Origin of the sequence: Oleiharenicola sp. Vm1, from assembly GCF_047777955.1 — a bacterium.
In the GTDB taxonomy this organism is placed as follows: Bacteria; Verrucomicrobiota; Verrucomicrobiia; order Opitutales; family Opitutaceae; genus Didemnitutus.
On sequence record NZ_CP180537.1, the window covers coordinates 217,135 to 234,895 of the forward strand.

The window sequence follows — 17,761 nt, forward strand, 5'->3', positions numbered from 1 at the left end:
GGTTGAAAAATGGAGCAGACGGGATCAGTGGCTGTGGCCGCCGCCCTTGGTGAGACGCAACTCGGCCAGCCAAAGCTGGTCGGCAGGGGTGACGACCACGACATCGCCAGCGTAAAGGCCGTCGGTGATCTCGATAAAGTCGGCGGAATGGGCACCCACCTTGACGGAGGTGCGCAGGTAGGCGCCGCTGTTGACGACGTAAACGAAAGTGCCGGTGGCACCGTCGAGGACGGCGGAGCGAGGCACGGTGAGGGCGGAGGTGGGTTCGGCCGCAAGGGCCAGTGTCACAAAATCGCCGACCCGGTGCGCAGCCGGGGCATCCAGCTCGAAGATCAGATCGACGAGCCGCGTGGCGGAAGCGGTGGTGCGATCAATCTGCACGAGTTTCGCCCCGGCGAAGCGGGATTTCTCCAGCGCCCCGGCCTGTTCAGCGGGCAGACGGGTGCTCGCGAGCACGCGCGGCGTAGTCGCGAAAACCTGGGCGGTGACATTCAGTTCCGCCGCCAGCGCGCGATCCTCCGCTTCCGCCGTGATGAGGCCGAGCGCCTTGATCACCTCGGGAGAGAGTTGCAACCCGCGGCCTTCCTTGAACGTGACGCCGCCGTCTCCGCCTTCCTCGCCTTCGGCATGTTCTGAATGGTCGTGCCCGGCCTCTGAGGACGCCTTTGGGCCACAACCGGCAAGCAGCAGAACCGAGGCGGCCAGACTGGCTAAAAACCAAGGACGCGGGTTCATGGCTTGATTTCGACCGGGTTCAGTTCGATGCCGGTGAGCTGCTGGACCTTGAGCCCGGCGGTCAGCGTTTCGCTCTGGGTGTCGAGCAGCGCCTCGACCGCGTCGAGGTAGCTGTTCTGCAGCTCGACGTAGGTCGCGATGGGCACCGCGCCCGTGCGATAGTGACGGTCGGCCAGGTCGGCGGCTTCGCGGAATTTTTGCACCGCGTCGGGCGACCAGCGGCGCGACTCGGCCAGCTTGGTCGAGAACGCCTGGGCTGAGGTGATGACCTCGCGGTCGAGTTCGCGTAACGCAACCAGGACGGCGGCCTCCGCTTGTCGGCGGCGGGCATTAGCCACATCCACCGCCGCGCCGGTGCGACCTGTGACGGGCAAGGGCACGCTCAGGCCCAGACCGACGATGGTCTCGCGGTCGCCGACGTTGTCGCGCGAGAGATAGGGGCCGACGCTGATGGCGGGATAGCGCTCGTTGCGGGCGAGGCTGACGGCAAACCCCTGCTGTTCCAACTCGACGAGCCGCATCCGGTAGTCGAAGTTCTTCTCTCGGGCTGTCGCCAGCAGATCGGATGTGGCGGGCAGTGAGGTGAAGCTCAGGGCCGGCGCGGCCACCCGCAGCGGCGTATCGGCTGCCACACCGCGCAGTTGGTTGAGTTCAATCAGTGCGGCCTGCACCGCCAACTCGGCCACGGTGGCGCGACGCTGCAAAGCCAGTTCACTGGCTTCGATCACACGCGTTTCCAGCATCGGCGTGACGCCCGCCGGATCGCGGGCGAGGAAGGTTTCCTTGAGCGCTGTGAACCGGTCGGAGACCTCGCGGATGGCAGCGGCCTTGGCATTCGCGGCATACAGACTGAAAGCGAGGGTGCGGGCACGAGCGGTCAGCGCATTCTCAAAGCGCGCCACACCGAGTTCGGCCAGTTCGACCTGTCGGTTGGCGACGGCCTTGCGCAACGAGAGGCGACCGGGCCACTCGAAGGTTTGCGTAACGGAGACCGACCAGACGGCGCCGTCGCCGATCTTGGCGCCAGTGGAGTCCCTCAGCCGTTTTTGGCCGATGTCGAACGATAACGCCGGGTCGCTCAGGCGGGAGGAGATGCGCACCCCGGCTTTCGCGGCGGCGATTTCCTCCAGATAGAACTGGCGCTCGGGATTCTTGGCCGTGATTTCGCTGACGAGCGTGGACAACGATACGGCGGGAGCGGTTTCGTCGGACGCGGTCTGGGCGCGTGCGACGCCCGCGAGGGCGAGGATCATCAACCCGAGGGCCGGGCGGACGAGATGGGAGGGCGTGGAAACAAGGGACTTCATGAAAAGTGAATGGGCGGAATATGGCACGGAACGAAAAACATCCCGGAAAGTGCGGACGCGCGCAGGCGTCCCGCGACGGGATGGAATAGAAACAGGGTCGATCAGTCCGCGCAGGGACTAATCAACCAATGAGCGAAGGCGCACGCGACAACGGCGCGGCTCTGCGGACGAACTGCCAGACCGGAACCCAATCATCAGGGAACGCGGACTCGGAAACCGCGAGATTCGGCTCAATGGCCAGAACGGGCGGCAAAAGCTGCAAACAAAGAAAACGGGTGCAGGCGACCAGCGGAGGGGTCGGCGCTTTGAGCGCCTCATGGCTGGACTTTACGAACCCGCCCTCGACGACATTGCAGCCATCATGAGTGCAATGGTCGCAATTGGCCTTCGCGCATCCCTCATGAGCTCCATGAGGAGCATCTGCTGCGATCAACCCCGCCGCCTCTAATCCGCAATGCTGCGTTGCTGGCAACCAAAGCGTCAGCAGAACAACCGCAATCACGTGGCGAAGGCAAAGCACGGGCATCACCAATCTGCACGACATCTCTTTTGTCAATTCTGTTGGCATAGCCATCACGGCCCAAGCCCGCGTCGGCGAATGCGAATCGAGCAGCCGCCCAGTCTCAGAAGTGGCTTCCAGCAACGGGGTGGAGTTTTAGTTACCGGGCGCCCCGCTCGGCACGACGGCGTGGGGCACCATCTTCCCCACACTCCGGCGCCCGAATTTCCAAAAGACGAGCGGAGTAACGACCAGATCGAGCATCGTGCTGGAGAAGATGCCGCTGAAGATTACCACCGCCACCGGGTGCAGGATTTCGCGGCCGGGCTCGCCCGCGGCGAGGATGAGCGGCACGAGGGCCAGCGCGGCGGTGAGCGCGGTCATCAACACGGGCACCAAGCGTTCCTGCGTGCCGCGAATAATCATGTGCTGGTCGAATTTCTCGCCCTCGTGCTGCATGAGGTGCAGGTAGTGCGAGATCATCATGATCCCGTTGCGGGCGGCGATGCCGGTCAGAGTGATGAAACCCACCAGCGTAGCGATCGACAGCACGCCGCCCGAAAGCCAGACGCCCACCACCGAGCCGATGAGCGCGAAGGGAATGTTCAGCATGATCTGCAGCGCGAACATGGTGCTGCGGAAATGCGCGTAGAGCACCAGAAACATTCCGGCCACCGAGAACAGGCTCAGGAAGGCGATCAGGCGCGTGGCGCTGGCTTGGCTCTCGAATTGACCGCCGTAAGTGAGATAGTAACCAGCGGGCAACTTCAGGTCCGCATTCGCGGCGCGTTGGATGTCGGCAACGACCGCCACCAAATCCCGTCCGGAGACGTTGGCCTGGACGACGATTCGACGCTGCACGCCTTCCCGCATGATGATGTTCGGTCCCTTCGCCTCTTCGACCTTGGCGAGGAGGCCCAGTGGAACCAGCCCGCCGCTGGTCGTATCAACCGGAATCTGCGCGATCGCTTCAGGGCTGTTGCGCGCGGCGTCCTGGAGTCGCAGCACTACGTCGAAGGTCTTCTGCCCTTCGAGCACTTGCGAAACCGCGCGGCCTTGCAGCGCCAGTTCGCTCATTTGCGCGACCTCGCCGATCATGACGCCGTATTTGGCCGCCTGTCCGCGATCGAGTCGGATGTGCGTTTGCGGAACGAGGACCTGCTGTTCGACCTGAAGATCGACGACGCCGGAGACCTTAGCCATGATCGCACGCAACTCCTCCGCTTTGGCCCGCAGGACGGTGAGATCCTCGCCGAAAATCTTGATGGCGATCTGCGCCCGGACGCCCGAGAGGAGGTGGTCGATTCGGTGCGAGATAGGCTGGCCAATGTTCACTCCGATGCCGGGGACGGTGTCGAGGCGCTGACGGATGTCGTTCAGAATGTCCTCACGGCGTCGCGCTGATGCTGTCAGCTCGACCTCGATTTCCGAGGAGTGGACGCCTTCGGCGTGGTCGTCGAGTTCCGCGCGACCAGTGCGCCGTCCCGTTTGTTTCACCTCCGGCACTTGCTTGATCAGCTTTTCCGCGAGGGCGCCGATGCGATTCGATTCGTCGAGCGACGTGCCCGGCACGGTCACCAAGTTGATCGTGACGCTGCCCTCGTTGAAGGGCGGGAGAAATTCGCGGCCGAAGAACGGCACCTTCACCATCGCGACGACCAGCAGGAGCGCGACCACGGCAAAAACCAGCCACGACTTGGGAAAAGCCCAGTGCAGCAATTTTTCCTCGGCGCGTTTGATCTGTCGAACCAGCCAGCCGTCTTTCTCTTCGCTCATCCGCTTCATGCGCGGGAGCAGATAGGATGCGAGCGCCGGGGTGACCGTGAGCGAGACGAAGAGCGAGGCGACGATGGAGATGATGTAGGCGACGCCGAGCGGGGCAAAGATGCGGCCTTCGATGCCGCTGAGCGCAAACAGCGGAATGAACACCAGCACCACGATGATCGTGGCGAACACGATGGAGTTTCTCACTTCGCTGGATGCCTCGAAGATCACCTCGATCGCGGGCCGCGGTTCGGGGCGGTGACGGTTCTCCCGCAACCGCCGGAAGACGTTCTCCACATCGACGATCGCGTCGTCCACCAACTCGCCGATGGCTACGGCGAGGCCACCCAAGGTCATGGTGTTGATCGAGAGGCCGAAGTAGTGAAATACGATCACCGTGACCAGGATCGAGACCGGGATCGCGGTGAGCGTGATGAAGGTCGTGCGAAAATTGAGCAAGAACACGAACAGCACCACGACGACGAGCAGGGCGCCGTCGCGCAGCGCTTCCTCGACATTGCGAATGGCGTTTTCGATGAACTGGCTTTGGCGGAAAATTTCGCCGTGGATCGTGACGCCCTGCGGCAGCGTCTTCTGAATCTCGGCGAGTTCCGCCTCAATGCGCTTGGTCAACTCGACCGTGTCCGCGCCGGGTTGCTTCTGAATCGAAAGGATGACTGCGGGTCGTCCATCCACACCCGCATCGCCGCGTTTCGCTAACGGTCCGCCGAGCCTCACTTCGGCGACTTGTTTGAGAGGTAGCGGCGGGGCCTTGTGCGGAGTGCCAGGCACGATCGCATTCGCCAGATCGTCGAGGCTTGTGATGCGTCCCAGATTGCGGACGAGACTTTCCTCGTAGTTCCGTAGAATGAACCCGCCGGTGGAATTGACGTTCGTGTTGGCGACGGCGGTCTCGAGGTCGTGCAAGGAGACGCCGTGAGCACGCAACCGCTCCGGGGAGGCGAGCACCTGATACTGCTTCACGTCGCCGCCGATCACGGTGATTTGGGAAATGCCCGGCAGGGAGAGGAGTCGTTGACGCAGGCTCCAGTCGGCCAGGCTGCGGAGTTCCAGGCTATCGACCGCGGGCGAGTCGCTCGTCAGGCCGACCAGCATGATTTCGCCCATGATGGACGAGATCGGACCGAGGACGGGACGGGTGTTGGCGGGAAGGCGCTCGGTTACTTGTTGGAGTTTTTCCGTGACGATCTGGCGGGCAAGATACACGTCCTGCTTCCAGTCGAACTCCACCCACACGATCGACAGACCGATGGTTGAGGCCGAGCGCACGCGCTGCACGCCGGTCGCACCGTTCATGGCGGATTCGATCGGGAACGTGACGAGCGACTCGACTTCTTCGGGGGCGAGGCCTTCTGCCTCGGTGAAGATGGTCACCGTCGGCCGATTGAGATCGGGGAAAACATCGACGGGCAGCTTCGTGAGGACGTAGCCGCCGTAGGCGACGATCAGGGCCGCAAAGGCGACGACGAAGAGCCGGTTGCGCAGCGAAAAGCGGATGATGGCGTCGAACATGGGATGTTGGACGCGCCTCAGTGCTTGTGGCCGGCATCCTCGGCCGGTGCCGGCTGCGCTTTGTCGGCCGGGGCGGCCTGCGTCGGTTTGGTCGTTGCGAACTGGAGCTGATAGTTCCCGCGCACCACCACCTTGTCGCCGGGCAGCACGCCTTCGACGATTTCGACGGTGTCGCCGCTCTTCATCCCGGTGGTCACCGCGCGGCGCTCGAAGGTGTTTTCCTCCGTTTCGACGAAAACGAACAGCGCGCCGAGGCTGCCGAGGATAGCGCGGGATGGGACTGCGACGGTCGGCACGGGCTCGCCGACGCCCACGAAGAGCGACCCTTGAAGGTTCGGTTTGAGGCGCAGGTCCGGATTCGCGACCAGAGCGTAGACCTCGAAGGTGCGAGTCTCGGGATCGAGCGCCGGTGCGATGCGCTCTATCGCGCCTGAGAATTTCTCACTCCCGTAGAAATCCAACTGCACGGTCACGGGCGCACCTTCGCGGACGTTGGCCAGATTGGCGTCTTCGTAAGCCACGCCGCGAACGAGAACCTTGGTGAGATCGGCAAGTTCCACCAGCACGGTCTCGGGCGTAAACGGCAGACCCACGGACGCGTTCTGTGCCATGATCACTCCGTCGAAAGGTGCGCGCAGGAGCACCGCGGGAGTGTCGATGGCGCGCGGGACGAGTTTCAGGAGCGGTTCGCCCTGCTTCACTGTCTGCCCCAGCTTGACGTAGATTTCGCTTACCTGGCCCTCGATGCGGGCCGACATCCGCGCCGTCCTCTCCGGAATCGCCTGCACCCGTGCGAGCAGCGGAATGGTCTTCCGCAGTTCGACGATTTGAGCCTCGTAAAGTTCGATGCCCAAATTCTGCCGGGCGGTCGCCGTCAATTTGACGGGCCCGACTGCAGCGGTATCGCCAACCTGCGGGCCGTGGTCGTGCCCCGCGTGAGCACCGAGGCGTGCCGCGAAAATAAAAGAGACGATCACCAGGGTGATCCAGGCAAGCCGGCGTGGATGGATGCGCATGAGCAAAGTGAAACGGCGTGGCCTCGCCTATCCCTCAAACAGGAAGTCGAAATCAGCTCGGTCGCAGCGGTTCCTCGTGGGGAACCAATTCGATCCGGGCGGTGGCGCTCGGCAAATGAGGGAGTTCGAGACTAAATCCGGCGAGCGCCCGACGCTGGCGCGGCTGCTTGCGCCACCTGTCGAGCGGAAGTTCGTTTACCTGAAGAACGGAACCCCAGGAATCGCGGAAGACGACATCCACGTGACCCGACGCGTCTCGCGACGCGTCGGGCTTGCGCTGGACGTAGCCGTGGAGCACCCACGACTCCTCTCTCTCTTGAACCCAAAATATATCGACCGCCAAGTGTGCAGACTCGGCACTGGCGATCGGGACCGAGCCTTTGGCGCGAGTGACCTGTGAGATGAAGGCACAGCCGGTCATCAGCGGAAGCAGGCTCACGACACCCAAGGCGATGAGAGCGCGGAGCGGGAAGCGACGAGCATCGGTCTGATTCCGTGGCATGACATCTCATTGAACGAGGAAAACGGTCTTTCCCCCTCACTGAAACCACACGGCAAAATCGTGAGGGGTTGGACCGCCGATTCCGTTGAACGAGAATCTCACCTATGCTCCGCCAATCCACGCAACGCCTCCTCTGGTTGATGCTGCTGGGACTACTCTGCGTCCCGGCTTTTGCTCACGAAGACAAACCGCACGATGCCGCTCCACCGATGGGCGACGCGGCGCAGATGCTTTCAGTCGCGAACGACGCTGTCGCCAAGATCAGCGAATTGGTCGCTGCGCAAAAGCTGGACGGCGTTCACGAGCAAACCGACCGGCTGAACGCCGCATTGAAGGCTCTCACCGCAACTGACGGCGGCAGCCCGGATCAGAAACGACGCCTCGAGTCTGCCGTCCGGCAGGTGTCCGCGGTCGCCGACAGCGTGCATGACGCCGCGGACGGCGCCCAACAGAAGAAAGCCGAGACTGAAGCCAAGAAGCTGGTGGCAGCCATGAAATTGGTGCAGGCCCTCATTCCGGCGACAGCACCGAAGGCGAATAGCCCCAGTCCGGCGCCGGCGCCATCGGGGGACTCGCGCGACGATGTCAGCGCAGTCAAAGGCGTGCTCGCCGCCTACAAGCAGGGCCTCGAGCAACTCGACGTATCGAAGCTCGGGCATCTTTTCACGGCGGACTCGCAGGTGTTCGAGTCCGGCGGTGTGGAGGGCACGTTCGCGAACTACCTCGAGCATCACATCGGTCCTGAGCTGGCGGAGTTCAGCGAGTTCTCGTTCCGCGACTACAACGTCGATGTCCGGCTTGAGCTGCCTTACGCGTTCACGACCGAAACCTACGTCTACAAGATCGTCCTCAAGGCCGACGGCCGCGTCTTCGAGAAGAAGGGACTCGCGACGAGCGTCTTGAAGAAAACCGCTGCAGGCTGGCAGATTCAGCAGACGCACACTTCTTCGCGCAACTTGCCGAAGGCAAAGTAGCTTTTCAGACCTCCTCTTTCCCTCATCCAACCATGAAAATCAGCAAAGGATTCCTTATTGCCGGCCTGCTCACGGTCGGTTCGCTAACGCGCCTCTTCGGCCATGAGCACGGCGAGGCTTTGAACGACCAGCAGAAGGCGTTTCTCCGCAGCTACGAAAACGTGCGCGCGGCCCTCGCCGCCGACGATCTCGGTGCGGCGAAAACCGCCGCCACCGCGATCAAGGAAGACGAGAACGCCGAGGCGCTCGCTCGCTCCGCTTCACTGGCGGATGCGCGCGAAGTCTTCAAAAAGCTCAGCAAGCGTGCGGTTCACCTCGCGAGCGATCACGAAGGCTACTTCATCGCCAATTGCCCGATGGTGAAGAACGGCGAAGGCAACTGGGTTCAGACGAGTGGCAAGGTGAGCAACCCGTATTTCGGCAAGTCCATGCTCACCTGCGGTTCGATCAAACCGGCGATGGCGGAGGAAAAGGAAAAGCCCGCCGAGCATCACCACCACGAGTAAGAGCGATCGTTTTCTCCGCATGGTTCGCGCGACTCTGCTTTCCCTGTGCATCCTGCGGCTGACGACGTTGTCGTCGACCGCAGCCGAGCCGTTGTCCTTGGCCGCGGTCTGGCAGCGCGCGCTCGCGGCGTCGCCGGAAGCGCAGGTATTGGACGCAGAGCGCGCGGCTATCGCGGCCACAGCCGAGCAGGCCGGGAGGCTTCCGAACCCGACCTTGGGCACGCAGATCGAAAACGTCGGCGTCAAGCGTCCGTATCGTGGCGTGGACGACGCGGAGCTGACGGTGCAACTGCGCCAGGAGCTCGTGCGACGGTCCAAACGGGATGCCGCACGACAGTTCGCCGAAGCTGATCGCCCTATCGCGGAGGCGGAGTATCGCATCCGGATCGCCGACCTCCGGCGGCGCGTGGTGACCAGCTACAACGCGCTCTATCTCGCCCAAGAACAGGCCAAGCTCGCCGACCAAGCCGTGGATCTCGCGGCACGAATCGTTCATTCGCTCCAGCGGCAGCATGAAGCCGGACAGGCTACCGGCGTGGAGCTTTCCCGAGCGTTGCTGGAATCGGCCACGGCGAAGGCGAAGGCCGAGACCGCAGCAGTGGCGCTCGCCGCCGCACGCCGCGCGCTCATCGCGCAGTGGGGCGGCGATGTGATCGGCGAAGCCGAAGCAATCGAGGTAGCTCCCACTTTGTTGCTCGCGGACACGCCCCCGTTGGAGACATTCCAAGCGAAGTTGTCCAATTCGCCGGAGCTGCGTCGCCTCGAAGCCGAGTCGGAGCGCCGCCGGGCCGAAGTGGCGGTGGAAAAGCAGCGCCCGGTGCGAGACATCGGCGTTGCGGGTGGTGTTCGCCTGTTGAGGCGGGACGATACCGCGACGGTCGTGCTGGGCGTCGATATTCCCATTTTGGCGCACAACCGCTATGAGGGCGCGATTGCGGCCGCGCGGGCACGCGAACGGCAGCTCGAGCACCAGAAGAGCAGCGCGACGCTCGCGCTGCGGGCCGAACTCGCAGCTCGCTACGCCGAACTCACCGCGGCGCAAAAAGAGGCCTCCGCACTCGACCAGTCGGTGCTGCCGGCGGCAGCCGACGTGGTGGCGCGTAATCAAGCCGCGTTCGATCAGGCGCAGGTTTCCTTTCTTCAACTGCTGGAAGCGCAGCGTGCCCTTCTCGCGGCCCGCGAGCAGCGACTTGCCGCCGTCGGCCGCTACCTGGAGGCAAGCGTTGCCATCGAAAGACTCATTGATAATGTCACCTGAACGGCCACACCCACGGCCACTCGCATGAAAGACGAACTCGATTCCCTGTTTTCCGCTCTAAAACAAGAGCCTCTGCCCGCCTTGGATGCCGGGTTCGACGACGCTGTGCTCAGAGAGATTCGTTCCCGCAAGCAGCCGATCGCGTGGTGGAACGCCTGGGAGAACCCGCGGGTGATGGCGGCTGCGGCTGCCGCTGCGGTCGTCATTGGGTTGACCACGGCATTTTTCACTCCCCCTCCGCAGATCAAGGACAGCGATGCGCTCGGCCTCGATGTCTTCTCGGCGACGCCGCGCCACCTGCCTTTGACCCAACTTGCCAGTCGATGAGCGCGCGCGCACGCACGGGTTTGTTTTTGCTGCTCATCGCGGTGGTCGCCGCCGTCTCCACGTGGTCAACTGAGGCGTGGATGCGCCGCGCGCGCAAACCCGAGGATGCCCACGACTGGGTGCATCGGCAGCTCAATATCACACCGGAGCAGGATCGGGCGATCGCGGTAACCGAAGAACGGTTCAACCGACAGCGCACGGTCATCATGGAGCGGTTGCGGTTGGCGAACGCGGAGTTGGCCCAAGCTATTTTGGAGGGGAAGGCGCGCTCCCCGAAGGTCGAGGAAGCGGTGCAGAAAATCCATGCCGCCCAGGCCGACCTCCAGCAACTGACGTTGGAGCACGTCTTCGAGATGCGGGCTGCGCTGACGCCGGAGCAATACGACAAACTCCTGCGTCTGACGGCCAACGCGCTTTCACAAGAGGTCCACCACTGACGCTCGGCCATGGCGCAGGACCCCGACCTCGAATCGGTCCGGGCTCTCCAAGCCGGGGACGACGCGGCGTTGGGAGAGTTGATGGCGAGACACAAGGAGCCGCTGTTCCGGTTTCTTTGCCGCTACACGCAAAACGAAACCGTTGCCCGCGATCTCGCCCAGGAGGCTTTCGTCCGGGCGTATTTCAAGATCAACAGCTTCACGCCGCAGGCGAAGTTTGCGACCTGGCTGTTTCAGATCGGCCTGAACCTCGTGCGCGACTTCGCCCGCAGCAAGCACGCCAAGCGCGAGCCACTGCACGCGGCGTGGGAACTCGCCGCGAACGAGCCAGAAATTGCGAAGCACAATGATCCCGGGGCGCGGGTCGATCGGACGGAGCAATTGGCGCAAGCACGGGTTGCCATTGATCGTTTGCCCGAGGAATTGAAGACGGCGTTGATCCTGACGGTCTTCGAGGAGCGGTCGCAGCAGGAAGCGGCCGAACTGCTGGGGACGACGCCAAAGGCCATCGAGGCTCGAGTCTATCGGGCACGAAAAGCGCTCCGAGAAACACTGTTCCGTTCTCAGTAGCCCGTCGCGCGGGACGCTGCGCGGAAGGCGGTGTCGTTGGTGCGCCGGCGGCGTTCCTCCGTCGGTTGCGCCGCTGATCTCTGGGGGGCAGCCGCGCTGCGTCGTCGTGCGGAAAGCGATTGAACGTAATCCCGCGCGCTATCCCGCGAAATTGATCTCCGGCTTGATGGCTCCGGTCGCGCCCAGCCCGCCGGCATGAAACCACGTAGGTCGAATTCCCAAGCAGCGCGTGGCAGAGACGCGGCATCTTGCCCCCGTCGATCCCTAAGTCTGCACATGGACGTTCCACCGCCGGAAGTCGCGGCTCGCTCCCGATTGGTTGCCGTTCACGGGCAGGTTAACGTCTCGGGACTATCAACCCTCAACAAGGAGAAGCATCATCATGGCACATCAAAAATACCAACACTGTATCGAGGCCTGTCACGACTGCACCGCGGCGTGCGAGCACTGTGCGACGGCCTGCTTGGGCGAGAAAAACGTCAAGGACATGGAACGCTGCATCCGACTCGACCGCACCTGTGCCGGAATTTGCGCGCTGGCCGAGCGGGAGATGGCGGCGGACTCCGAATTCGCCGAACGGATTTGCCAGCTTTGCGCGGAGATCTGCGAGGCGTGCGGTGAAGAGTGTGCGCGCCACGAGCACATGGATCACTGCCGCGAATGCGCCGAGGCGTGCCGCCGTTGCGCCGAAGCGTGTCGCGAGATGGCGGGCGCGGGTTCGGGCCGCACTCACCGCTAACGATCAAAGGAGGACTTACCGTGATTCAGTATCCAGCACTCTTCCGCCAAGCGGTCCTGCTTTGCTCATTGGTGTTCGCCTCGACGGCGTTTGCCGCCGGCCCGGCACCCAAGCCCAGTCAGCGGAACTTCGAGGTCCGCTTCCTGACCGAGATGATCGACCACCATGCGATGGCGGTGATGATGGCGGACATGTGCCTGGAGCGCTCGGTTCACCCCGAGCTTCAGGCCATGTGCGAGCAGATCCGTGAGGCCCAAATGGAAGAAATCGTCACGATGCAAAACTGGCTCTCGGAGTGGTATGGCATCGAGCACGAGCCCGAGATGACACCCGGCCAGCAAAAGCAGATGGAAAAGCTCGCCGCATTGTCCGGTGCGGCATTCGAGATCGAGTTCATGAAGGCGATGATTCGACACCACTGGAAGGCCGTCGTCCGGGCCAGCCAATGCGAAGACAAAGCCTACCATCAGGAATTGATCGACCTCTGCGCGCAGATCGTGAGCACGCAACTCGCGGAGATAAACCAAATGGGCGATTGGTTATGCGAGTGGTATGGAATCTGCCATTACCACGACGGTGGTGAAGAGTGATGTAGCCGCCCTAGAAGCCCAAGCGTCGCTGCTTGGGCTTCTCGTTATCCCGCCGACGGCGCAGAACGCAGCGCGCAGGAGCCATGATCATGGCCGACGTGCGTCGAGGGAGACGTAGCGCCGTGTCCGTCATGCGACGGACCGCCACTGGGGATGCACATGCAGCCGGAGACTCCGAGCGTCACGACGGCGAGGAGGAGCAGAACGAACGATTTCATGGGGAAGATTTCACTTTGCCGCACGTGGGCATCTTTTTCCCGAGATACGGATTCGATATCTCGCGGGACGTTTGGAGCCAGTCGGCTTCGACCATGGGGCAGTGGACGATCACGAAACCGTCTACGCCCGCACCGAGCGCGATCACCTCGGCGCTGAGCTTCTTGAACGCCATGCGCGCCGTATTGAGCGAGTCGGCGCGTGCGATCACGGCCGCGTTGGCGTTGCTCGGAAGGTCGTTCGCCGCCGTGCGGGCTCCCTCAAGATTATCCATAGCCAGTTCGGCGCGGATCGCCTCGTAGCGCGCGAGCAGACGGCGATCGGCCTCCGTGAGAGTCTTGGCAGCCGCGAAGCTGAAAACGCAACTGAGGGTGAGAAGCGAGAGCGCGAGTAGGCGCTGGGTCAGTCTCATGTATCCTTTAACGACGCGGCCTCGGTGTTCCCTGCGGGTTTTCGAGAAATTCTCTCCGCGTTTCTTGGTGAGAAGGTGAAGAGCGCTAATGCGACGCGGAGTGGCGTGGTGAATTGGCAGCAAAAGATGCGCAGGAAATCACAACGGTTTCATCAGGGGCGTTCGCGCGAGTTGCGTTTAACTCGTAGGAAACAGTCCAACAGCAACGAAGCTACTTCCGCCATGAAAACGAACCAATCCCTGCTCATCGTCGCGCTCCTCGGATTTTCTGCCGCGATCTCGCACGCCGGCCCTCCGCCGGAGTTTTTCAACCAGACGCTCAAACTCGCCAAGGCGAAGACTCAGCAGGTGGCCACCGTCACCAAAGCCGCCAAGCCCGCGATGGCGTGCGACGCCTGCAAGGTCACGCCGATCCGCGAAGTTCGCTACCGTGGCCCGGCAAGCAAAGCGGTCACCGAGTGGGTGAACGTCGGCGAGAAGCACGCGTGCGCAAAATGCGGCGGCGCGGTCGAATCCCGCAACGGCAAGATCGCATCGAACATGGAGCTGAACTGCCCCATCTGCCGCGAAGCCTCCTGCTGCCCCACGACCGCCACGCACTGATGCCCTTTGAGTCGCGACGTGAGCTGTTGGTCGAGGTGTGTGTTTCCCGTCACCAGCCAGCTACGTCCAGCGCGCGCCGCGACTCCCTTTTCCGGCGGTCTGCCGACAAGTGATGAACTCCAATCCACAACACGTGCCATCTCCGCGCAACGTGTTCCTCTGTGCCACGTGGATGGACTGCATTCATCGCTCATGAGGCGGCCGTCGGGCTACTTTCTCTGCACTGGTCACCAAGTCTGATTCTCTCGTGAAACCTGGAAATCTCCTCCTCCTCTGCACGCTCGGTTTTGCTCTGTCGATCCCTGCGCGCGCCCAGCACACCCACGCCGACGCCGCACCGGCCCCGGCCGCGAAGACCGCGGCATCCAACACGGCGGACGTGCCGATGAGCGCGGAGGCGTTGAAAGCTCTCGCGGTGGCGATGAGCAATCTCGCCGCCGCCCTCGCGAACGACGATCTCGCCGCCTACAGCGCGCTGCAGCCGACCGTGCGCGGAGCGTTTCACGACTTGGCGGACGTGGATGCCGCCCTCGCAACGGCTCTCTCGGCGAACCTCGCCGATCCGTTGCCACTCCGCTCCAATCTCGCTGACGCCCGGAAGGAGTTCGGCCGTTTCAGCACCGCCGTGGCAGATGCAGTTCGTGAACGAAAGCTGCTCCGCGCTACGAATCTCCGTCTCTTCGAGTGCAAAATGGCACCGGAGATCGGGACCGGCCGGTGGTTGCAGTCGGGATCGGTCGCCCAAAACCCCTTCTTCGGTTCCGGGATGCTCAAATGCGGCACCGAACTCGATCGTCCGGTCGCCAAGGGGTTGCCTGCCGGCCACCCGCCGATCGGACATCTCACGGACGCCGAAAAAGCACGCTATTCCGGAGCGAACGCAGCCAAGCCAGCCGGCGATTCCGGATGCGGCGGCTGCGGCATGAGCAAGGAAGCGATGGCGGCCGGTGAACCGTGCGAGCACGACCACAAAAAGTAAGTCCATGAAGAATTTTCGTCCCATTGTCGTCATCGGCGCCTCGAGCCTGGGTGCGCTATCGGTCATCCTCTCGGGGTGTGTCGGAATCGCTGCCCAAGGCGAAAAGGAAGCCAAGCAGTCCGTCGCCGCGGTCGCGACCGTGCTCGGTGAGGAGGCAACTCCGCCTCAACTGCCCGCCCTTACGCCACAGTCCTCTCACGCCGACGCTCTGCGCTACGCCATCCTCAACAGTCCTCGGGTTCGTGCGGCGTATTTCGATTGGGTGCGCGCGGTCGAGCGAATCACCGTCGAACGGTCGTTGCCTGATCCGCAATTTTCATTCGAGGCGGACATCTCGGACATGATCGCCTCCGCGATGCCGGGGCTGATGCTGGAGTTGCCCGGACCCAAGAAGCTCGCGATCGCCGGACAGATGGCGGCGGCCGATGCGCAGGTGAAGTATCACGCCCTCACCGCGGAGATCCAGCAGGTGGCCTTCGCCTTCAAGAAAGCCTACTACCAACTGTATTTTCTGGACGCCAAGCTCCGCGTGAATCGCGAGACGCTCGAACTCCTCTCCGACCTGGAGAAAATCGCGCGTAAGCAAAACGAGCTGGGCAAGGTCACGTTGCAGGACGTGCTGCGCGCGCAGATCGAACAAGACCAGATGGCGACCGAGATCACGAATCTCGACGACTCGCGCTCCGCCTTGCTCGCTCAATACAAGGCCGCGTTGGGACTCGACCGATCCGCGCCCGATCCCGCGGTGCCGGCACAGTTCGAGACCACTTCGTTGAACATCGACGCCGATCAACTCTGGGCATCCGCCATCCGTCAGAATCCGAAACTGAAGATCATGTCCGCGGAGATTCGCGTGGCGGAAGCCGCCCTGCGGATGGCAGCGCGCTCGCGCGTGCCGGATTTCACGGTGGGCCTGGAAGTCGATCTCAAAGCCACGCCGCTCATGTGGCGGCCGACGGCGGGTGTCACGTTGCCGATCTGGCGCGACAGGATCGCCAGTGAAATCGCCGCCGCTCAGGCGAACAAGCGCGCGGGTGAGGCGCGGTTGGCCTCCGAGCAGATCATGCTCGCGGTCGAACTCGCGGAGAAGTCCTTCATGCTGCGCGAGGCGACTCGCAACGTGACGTTGTTCGACGACGCCCTCTTGCCCAAAGCCTCGCAGTCACTGGAGGTCGCCCGGGCGGGTTACCTCTCGGGTCAGGTGGATTTCTTCAATCTGATAGACGCCTGGAAAACCCAGCTCGATTTTGAGCTGAAGCTCATCGAGGCGAAGACCCAGCGCGAACTCGCGATCGCTGAACTCGCCTTGCTGGTCGCCGGAGACGAGCCGGCCGGCTCGCCGCTCACCCCCGCCCGTTCCAACTGATGAAACCTTTTTCGACCATGCGCTCATTCCTCCTCATCGCTCTGTTACCGCTGCTGGTGTTCGGCTTTTCAGCCGCAGGTTGCAGCAAGTCGGGCCACGACGCCCACGCTACCGCGCAGAAATACCACTGCCCGATGCACCCGACCTACGTGAGCGACAAGCCGGGCGATTGCCCAATCTGCAACATGAAGCTCGTGCCGATCAAGGAAGGCGATGCCGCCGCCCCCGTGGCCGCATCATCGTCTCCGTCCGCCGCGAAGCCCGGACAATACACGTGCCCAATGCACCCGGAGGTCATCAGTGACAAACCCGGCTCGTGCCCGAAGTGCGGCATGGATCTGGAAAAGGTTGAAGCCAAGGCGGGTCACGAAGGCCACGCAGCCGCGGCGGTGCCGGGACGGATCGCGATCTCGATCTCGCCGGAAAAGCAGCAACTCATCGGACTCACGACCGAGCTCGTAGCCGTGCGCAAGCTGACCCAACCGATTCGCACCACGGCGACGCTCGAACACGATGAGACGCGGCTCGCTCGCATTGCGCCACGCTTCGGCGGCTGGATTCGTGAGCTGAAGGTCAACTTCACCGGCGAGCACGTCGAAAAGGGCCAACCGCTGTTCACCGTCTACAGCCCGGAGCTGCTTTCTGCGGAGAGCGAATACCTGCTCGCTTACCAGCGCTATGCCCAACTGCAGTCGCGAACCGATTCGCCGCAGTTGGAATCGGCCAAGCGTCTGGTTGATTCGTCGCGTCGCCGGTTAGCCCTGTGGGAAATCGACGAAGAGGAAATTCGCGCTTTGGAACAGTCGGGTGCGCCGCGCGACGAGGTGCTGGTTCGCTCGCCCGTCTCCGGCCACGTGGTCGCGAAGACCGCCGTGCGCGGCAAGTCTTTCATGCCCGGCGAGACGCTCTACGAAATCGCCGACCTGTCCCATCTGTGGGTGCGCGCCTACGTCTTCGAGTTCGAGGCTCCGCTCGTCAAACAGGGCCAAGTGGCGCGCGTGACGTTTCCGTATCTCGGCAACCGCACCCTCGAGAGCAAGGTCAGCTTCCTGTATCCCCACATCGAGACGCAGACCCGGCGCGCGGAGATTCGCCTGGAAATCGAGAACCCGAAACTCGACCTCCGTCCGCAAATGTGGGCGAACGTTGAACTCGATGCCGACTCCGGCGAGGTGCTGACCGTCCCGGCCAGCGCCGTCATCGACACCGGCGTCCGCATCGTCGCCTTCGTGATGCGGGACGACAACCACCTCGAACCTCGCGAAGTGAAGATCGGCACCCGCAGCGACGACTACTACGAGGTTCTGTCTGGCTTGCACGACGGCGAGAAGGTCGTCGCCCGCGCCTTGTTCCTCATCGACTCCGAAAGCCAGTTGAAGGCGGCCATCTCGGGCATGGGCGCTGCCGGCGGCCACAATCACTAATCGG

At 63.1% G+C, this 17,761-nt stretch carries 20 protein-coding genes; 12 read left to right on the forward strand and 8 right to left on the reverse strand.

Features of this window, described 5'->3' with window-relative positions:
* Nucleotides 1–24: 24 nt before the first annotated feature.
* The 6 genes from ACMYLB_RS01700 to ACMYLB_RS01725 form a co-directional block, all read right to left on the reverse strand.
* Nucleotides 25–735: a hypothetical protein gene (locus ACMYLB_RS01700; protein WP_415909261.1), complete on the reverse strand. Its 711-nt coding sequence runs from the start codon at nucleotides 733–735 to the stop codon at nucleotides 25–27.
* The gene (locus ACMYLB_RS01705; RefSeq protein WP_415909262.1) at nucleotides 732–1,988 is read right to left on the reverse strand and encodes a TolC family protein; all 1,257 of its coding nucleotides are present in this window, start codon (nucleotides 1,986–1,988) and stop codon (nucleotides 732–734) included. Before ACMYLB_RS01705 ends, ACMYLB_RS01700 begins: the two co-directional genes overlap by 4 nt.
* A 175-nt stretch (nucleotides 1,989–2,163) precedes the next feature.
* Complete coding sequence (locus ACMYLB_RS01710; protein ID WP_415909263.1) at nucleotides 2,164–2,685, reverse strand: hypothetical protein; 522 nt, start codon at nucleotides 2,683–2,685, stop codon at nucleotides 2,164–2,166.
* Between the two features lie 12 nt (nucleotides 2,686–2,697).
* Nucleotides 2,698–5,838, reverse strand: coding sequence for an efflux RND transporter permease subunit (locus tag ACMYLB_RS01715; RefSeq protein WP_415909264.1), 3,141 nt, complete (start codon nucleotides 5,836–5,838; stop codon nucleotides 2,698–2,700).
* 17 nt (nucleotides 5,839–5,855) lie between these two features.
* Nucleotides 5,856–6,854 (reverse strand): efflux RND transporter periplasmic adaptor subunit, encoded by a 999-nt coding sequence (locus tag ACMYLB_RS01720; RefSeq protein WP_415909265.1) that lies wholly within the window; start codon nucleotides 6,852–6,854, stop codon nucleotides 5,856–5,858.
* A 52-nt stretch (nucleotides 6,855–6,906) separates the two neighbouring features.
* The gene (locus ACMYLB_RS01725; RefSeq protein WP_415909266.1) at nucleotides 6,907–7,293 is read right to left on the reverse strand and encodes a hypothetical protein; all 387 of its coding nucleotides are present in this window, start codon (nucleotides 7,291–7,293) and stop codon (nucleotides 6,907–6,909) included.
* A gap of 167 nt (nucleotides 7,294–7,460) precedes the next feature.
* Between ACMYLB_RS01725 and ACMYLB_RS01730 the strand changes: the two genes are divergently transcribed.
* From ACMYLB_RS01730 to ACMYLB_RS01765, 8 genes are all read left to right on the forward strand, one after another.
* The gene (locus ACMYLB_RS01730) at nucleotides 7,461–8,330 is read left to right on the forward strand and encodes a YybH family protein (RefSeq protein WP_415909267.1); all 870 of its coding nucleotides are present in this window, start codon (nucleotides 7,461–7,463) and stop codon (nucleotides 8,328–8,330) included.
* A gap of 32 nt (nucleotides 8,331–8,362) precedes the next feature.
* Nucleotides 8,363–8,836, forward strand: a complete 474-nt coding sequence (locus ACMYLB_RS01735; RefSeq protein WP_415909268.1) for a hypothetical protein — start codon at nucleotides 8,363–8,365, stop codon at nucleotides 8,834–8,836.
* Between the two features lie 19 nt (nucleotides 8,837–8,855).
* The gene (locus tag ACMYLB_RS01740) at nucleotides 8,856–10,094 is read left to right on the forward strand and encodes a TolC family protein (RefSeq protein ID WP_415909269.1); all 1,239 of its coding nucleotides are present in this window, start codon (nucleotides 8,856–8,858) and stop codon (nucleotides 10,092–10,094) included.
* Nucleotides 10,095–10,118: 24 nt separating this feature from the next.
* The gene (locus ACMYLB_RS01745) at nucleotides 10,119–10,421 is read left to right on the forward strand and encodes a hypothetical protein (protein ID WP_415909270.1); all 303 of its coding nucleotides are present in this window, start codon (nucleotides 10,119–10,121) and stop codon (nucleotides 10,419–10,421) included.
* Nucleotides 10,418–10,858, forward strand: coding sequence for a Spy/CpxP family protein refolding chaperone (locus tag ACMYLB_RS01750; RefSeq protein WP_415909271.1), 441 nt, complete (start codon nucleotides 10,418–10,420; stop codon nucleotides 10,856–10,858). The genes ACMYLB_RS01745 and ACMYLB_RS01750 overlap by 4 nt, the downstream gene beginning before the upstream one ends.
* A 9-nt stretch (nucleotides 10,859–10,867) precedes the next feature.
* Complete coding sequence (locus tag ACMYLB_RS01755) at nucleotides 10,868–11,428, forward strand: RNA polymerase sigma factor (protein ID WP_415909272.1); 561 nt, start codon at nucleotides 10,868–10,870, stop codon at nucleotides 11,426–11,428.
* Nucleotides 11,429–11,810: 382 nt separating this feature from the next.
* Nucleotides 11,811–12,167 (forward strand): four-helix bundle copper-binding protein, encoded by a 357-nt coding sequence (locus tag ACMYLB_RS01760; protein WP_415909273.1) that lies wholly within the window; start codon nucleotides 11,811–11,813, stop codon nucleotides 12,165–12,167.
* Nucleotides 12,168–12,238: 71 nt separating this feature from the next.
* Nucleotides 12,239–12,757 carry a DUF305 domain-containing protein gene (locus tag ACMYLB_RS01765; RefSeq protein ID WP_415909274.1) on the forward strand — a complete coding sequence of 173 codons (519 nt, stop codon included), beginning with the start codon at nucleotides 12,239–12,241 and terminating at the stop codon, nucleotides 12,755–12,757.
* 44 nt (nucleotides 12,758–12,801) lie between these two features.
* Here the strand turns inward: ACMYLB_RS01765 and ACMYLB_RS01770 are convergent, their stop codons facing one another.
* Nucleotides 12,802–12,975 (reverse strand): hypothetical protein, encoded by a 174-nt coding sequence (locus tag ACMYLB_RS01770; RefSeq protein ID WP_415909275.1) that lies wholly within the window; start codon nucleotides 12,973–12,975, stop codon nucleotides 12,802–12,804.
* Nucleotides 12,972–13,385 (reverse strand): hypothetical protein, encoded by a 414-nt coding sequence (locus tag ACMYLB_RS01775; RefSeq protein WP_415909276.1) that lies wholly within the window; start codon nucleotides 13,383–13,385, stop codon nucleotides 12,972–12,974. The genes ACMYLB_RS01770 and ACMYLB_RS01775 overlap by 4 nt, the downstream gene beginning before the upstream one ends.
* A gap of 222 nt (nucleotides 13,386–13,607) precedes the next feature.
* Between ACMYLB_RS01775 and ACMYLB_RS01780 the strand changes: the two genes are divergently transcribed.
* The 4 genes from ACMYLB_RS01780 (at nucleotide 13,608) to ACMYLB_RS01795 (ending at nucleotide 17,757) form a co-directional block, all read left to right on the forward strand.
* Nucleotides 13,608–13,988, forward strand: coding sequence for a hypothetical protein (locus ACMYLB_RS01780; protein WP_415909277.1), 381 nt, complete (start codon nucleotides 13,608–13,610; stop codon nucleotides 13,986–13,988).
* 247 nt (nucleotides 13,989–14,235) lie between these two features.
* Nucleotides 14,236–14,967, forward strand: coding sequence for a hypothetical protein (locus ACMYLB_RS01785; RefSeq protein WP_415909278.1), 732 nt, complete (start codon nucleotides 14,236–14,238; stop codon nucleotides 14,965–14,967).
* 4 nt (nucleotides 14,968–14,971) lie between these two features.
* Nucleotides 14,972–16,333: a TolC family protein gene (locus ACMYLB_RS01790; RefSeq protein ID WP_415909279.1), complete on the forward strand. Its 1,362-nt coding sequence runs from the start codon at nucleotides 14,972–14,974 to the stop codon at nucleotides 16,331–16,333.
* A 17-nt stretch (nucleotides 16,334–16,350) separates the two neighbouring features.
* The gene (locus tag ACMYLB_RS01795) at nucleotides 16,351–17,757 is read left to right on the forward strand and encodes an efflux RND transporter periplasmic adaptor subunit (RefSeq protein WP_415909280.1); all 1,407 of its coding nucleotides are present in this window, start codon (nucleotides 16,351–16,353) and stop codon (nucleotides 17,755–17,757) included.
* The last annotated feature ends 4 nt before the right edge of the window (nucleotides 17,758–17,761 follow it).

Excerpts from the sequence above, each read along its gene's own strand:
- ACMYLB_RS01720 (WP_415909265.1), bottom strand. The coding sequence starts at position 6,854 with ATGCGCATCCATCCACGCCGGCTTGCCTGGATCACCCTGGTGATCGTC.
- ACMYLB_RS01730 (WP_415909267.1), top strand. The coding sequence starts at position 7,461 with ATGCTCCGCCAATCCACGCAACGCCTCCTCTGGTTGATGCTGCTGGGA.
- ACMYLB_RS01700 (WP_415909261.1), bottom strand. The coding sequence starts at position 735 with ATGAACCCGCGTCCTTGGTTTTTAGCCAGTCTGGCCGCCTCGGTTCTG.
- ACMYLB_RS01750 (WP_415909271.1), top strand. The coding sequence starts at position 10,418 with ATGAGCGCGCGCGCACGCACGGGTTTGTTTTTGCTGCTCATCGCGGTG.
- ACMYLB_RS01770 (WP_415909275.1), bottom strand. The coding sequence starts at position 12,975 with ATGAAATCGTTCGTTCTGCTCCTCCTCGCCGTCGTGACGCTCGGAGTC.
- ACMYLB_RS01795 (WP_415909280.1), top strand. The coding sequence starts at position 16,351 with ATGCGCTCATTCCTCCTCATCGCTCTGTTACCGCTGCTGGTGTTCGGC.
- ACMYLB_RS01735 (WP_415909268.1), top strand. The coding sequence starts at position 8,363 with ATGAAAATCAGCAAAGGATTCCTTATTGCCGGCCTGCTCACGGTCGGT.
- ACMYLB_RS01715 (WP_415909264.1), bottom strand. The coding sequence starts at position 5,838 with ATGTTCGACGCCATCATCCGCTTTTCGCTGCGCAACCGGCTCTTCGTC.
- ACMYLB_RS01740 (WP_415909269.1), top strand. The coding sequence starts at position 8,856 with ATGGTTCGCGCGACTCTGCTTTCCCTGTGCATCCTGCGGCTGACGACG.
- ACMYLB_RS01790 (WP_415909279.1), top strand. The coding sequence starts at position 14,972 with ATGAAGAATTTTCGTCCCATTGTCGTCATCGGCGCCTCGAGCCTGGGT.
- ACMYLB_RS01745 (WP_415909270.1), top strand. The coding sequence starts at position 10,119 with ATGAAAGACGAACTCGATTCCCTGTTTTCCGCTCTAAAACAAGAGCCT.
- ACMYLB_RS01775 (WP_415909276.1), bottom strand. The coding sequence starts at position 13,385 with ATGAGACTGACCCAGCGCCTACTCGCGCTCTCGCTTCTCACCCTCAGT.
- ACMYLB_RS01755 (WP_415909272.1), top strand. The coding sequence starts at position 10,868 with ATGGCGCAGGACCCCGACCTCGAATCGGTCCGGGCTCTCCAAGCCGGG.
- ACMYLB_RS01760 (WP_415909273.1), top strand. The coding sequence starts at position 11,811 with ATGGCACATCAAAAATACCAACACTGTATCGAGGCCTGTCACGACTGC.
- ACMYLB_RS01780 (WP_415909277.1), top strand. The coding sequence starts at position 13,608 with ATGAAAACGAACCAATCCCTGCTCATCGTCGCGCTCCTCGGATTTTCT.
- ACMYLB_RS01705 (WP_415909262.1), bottom strand. The coding sequence starts at position 1,988 with ATGATCCTCGCCCTCGCGGGCGTCGCACGCGCCCAGACCGCGTCCGAC.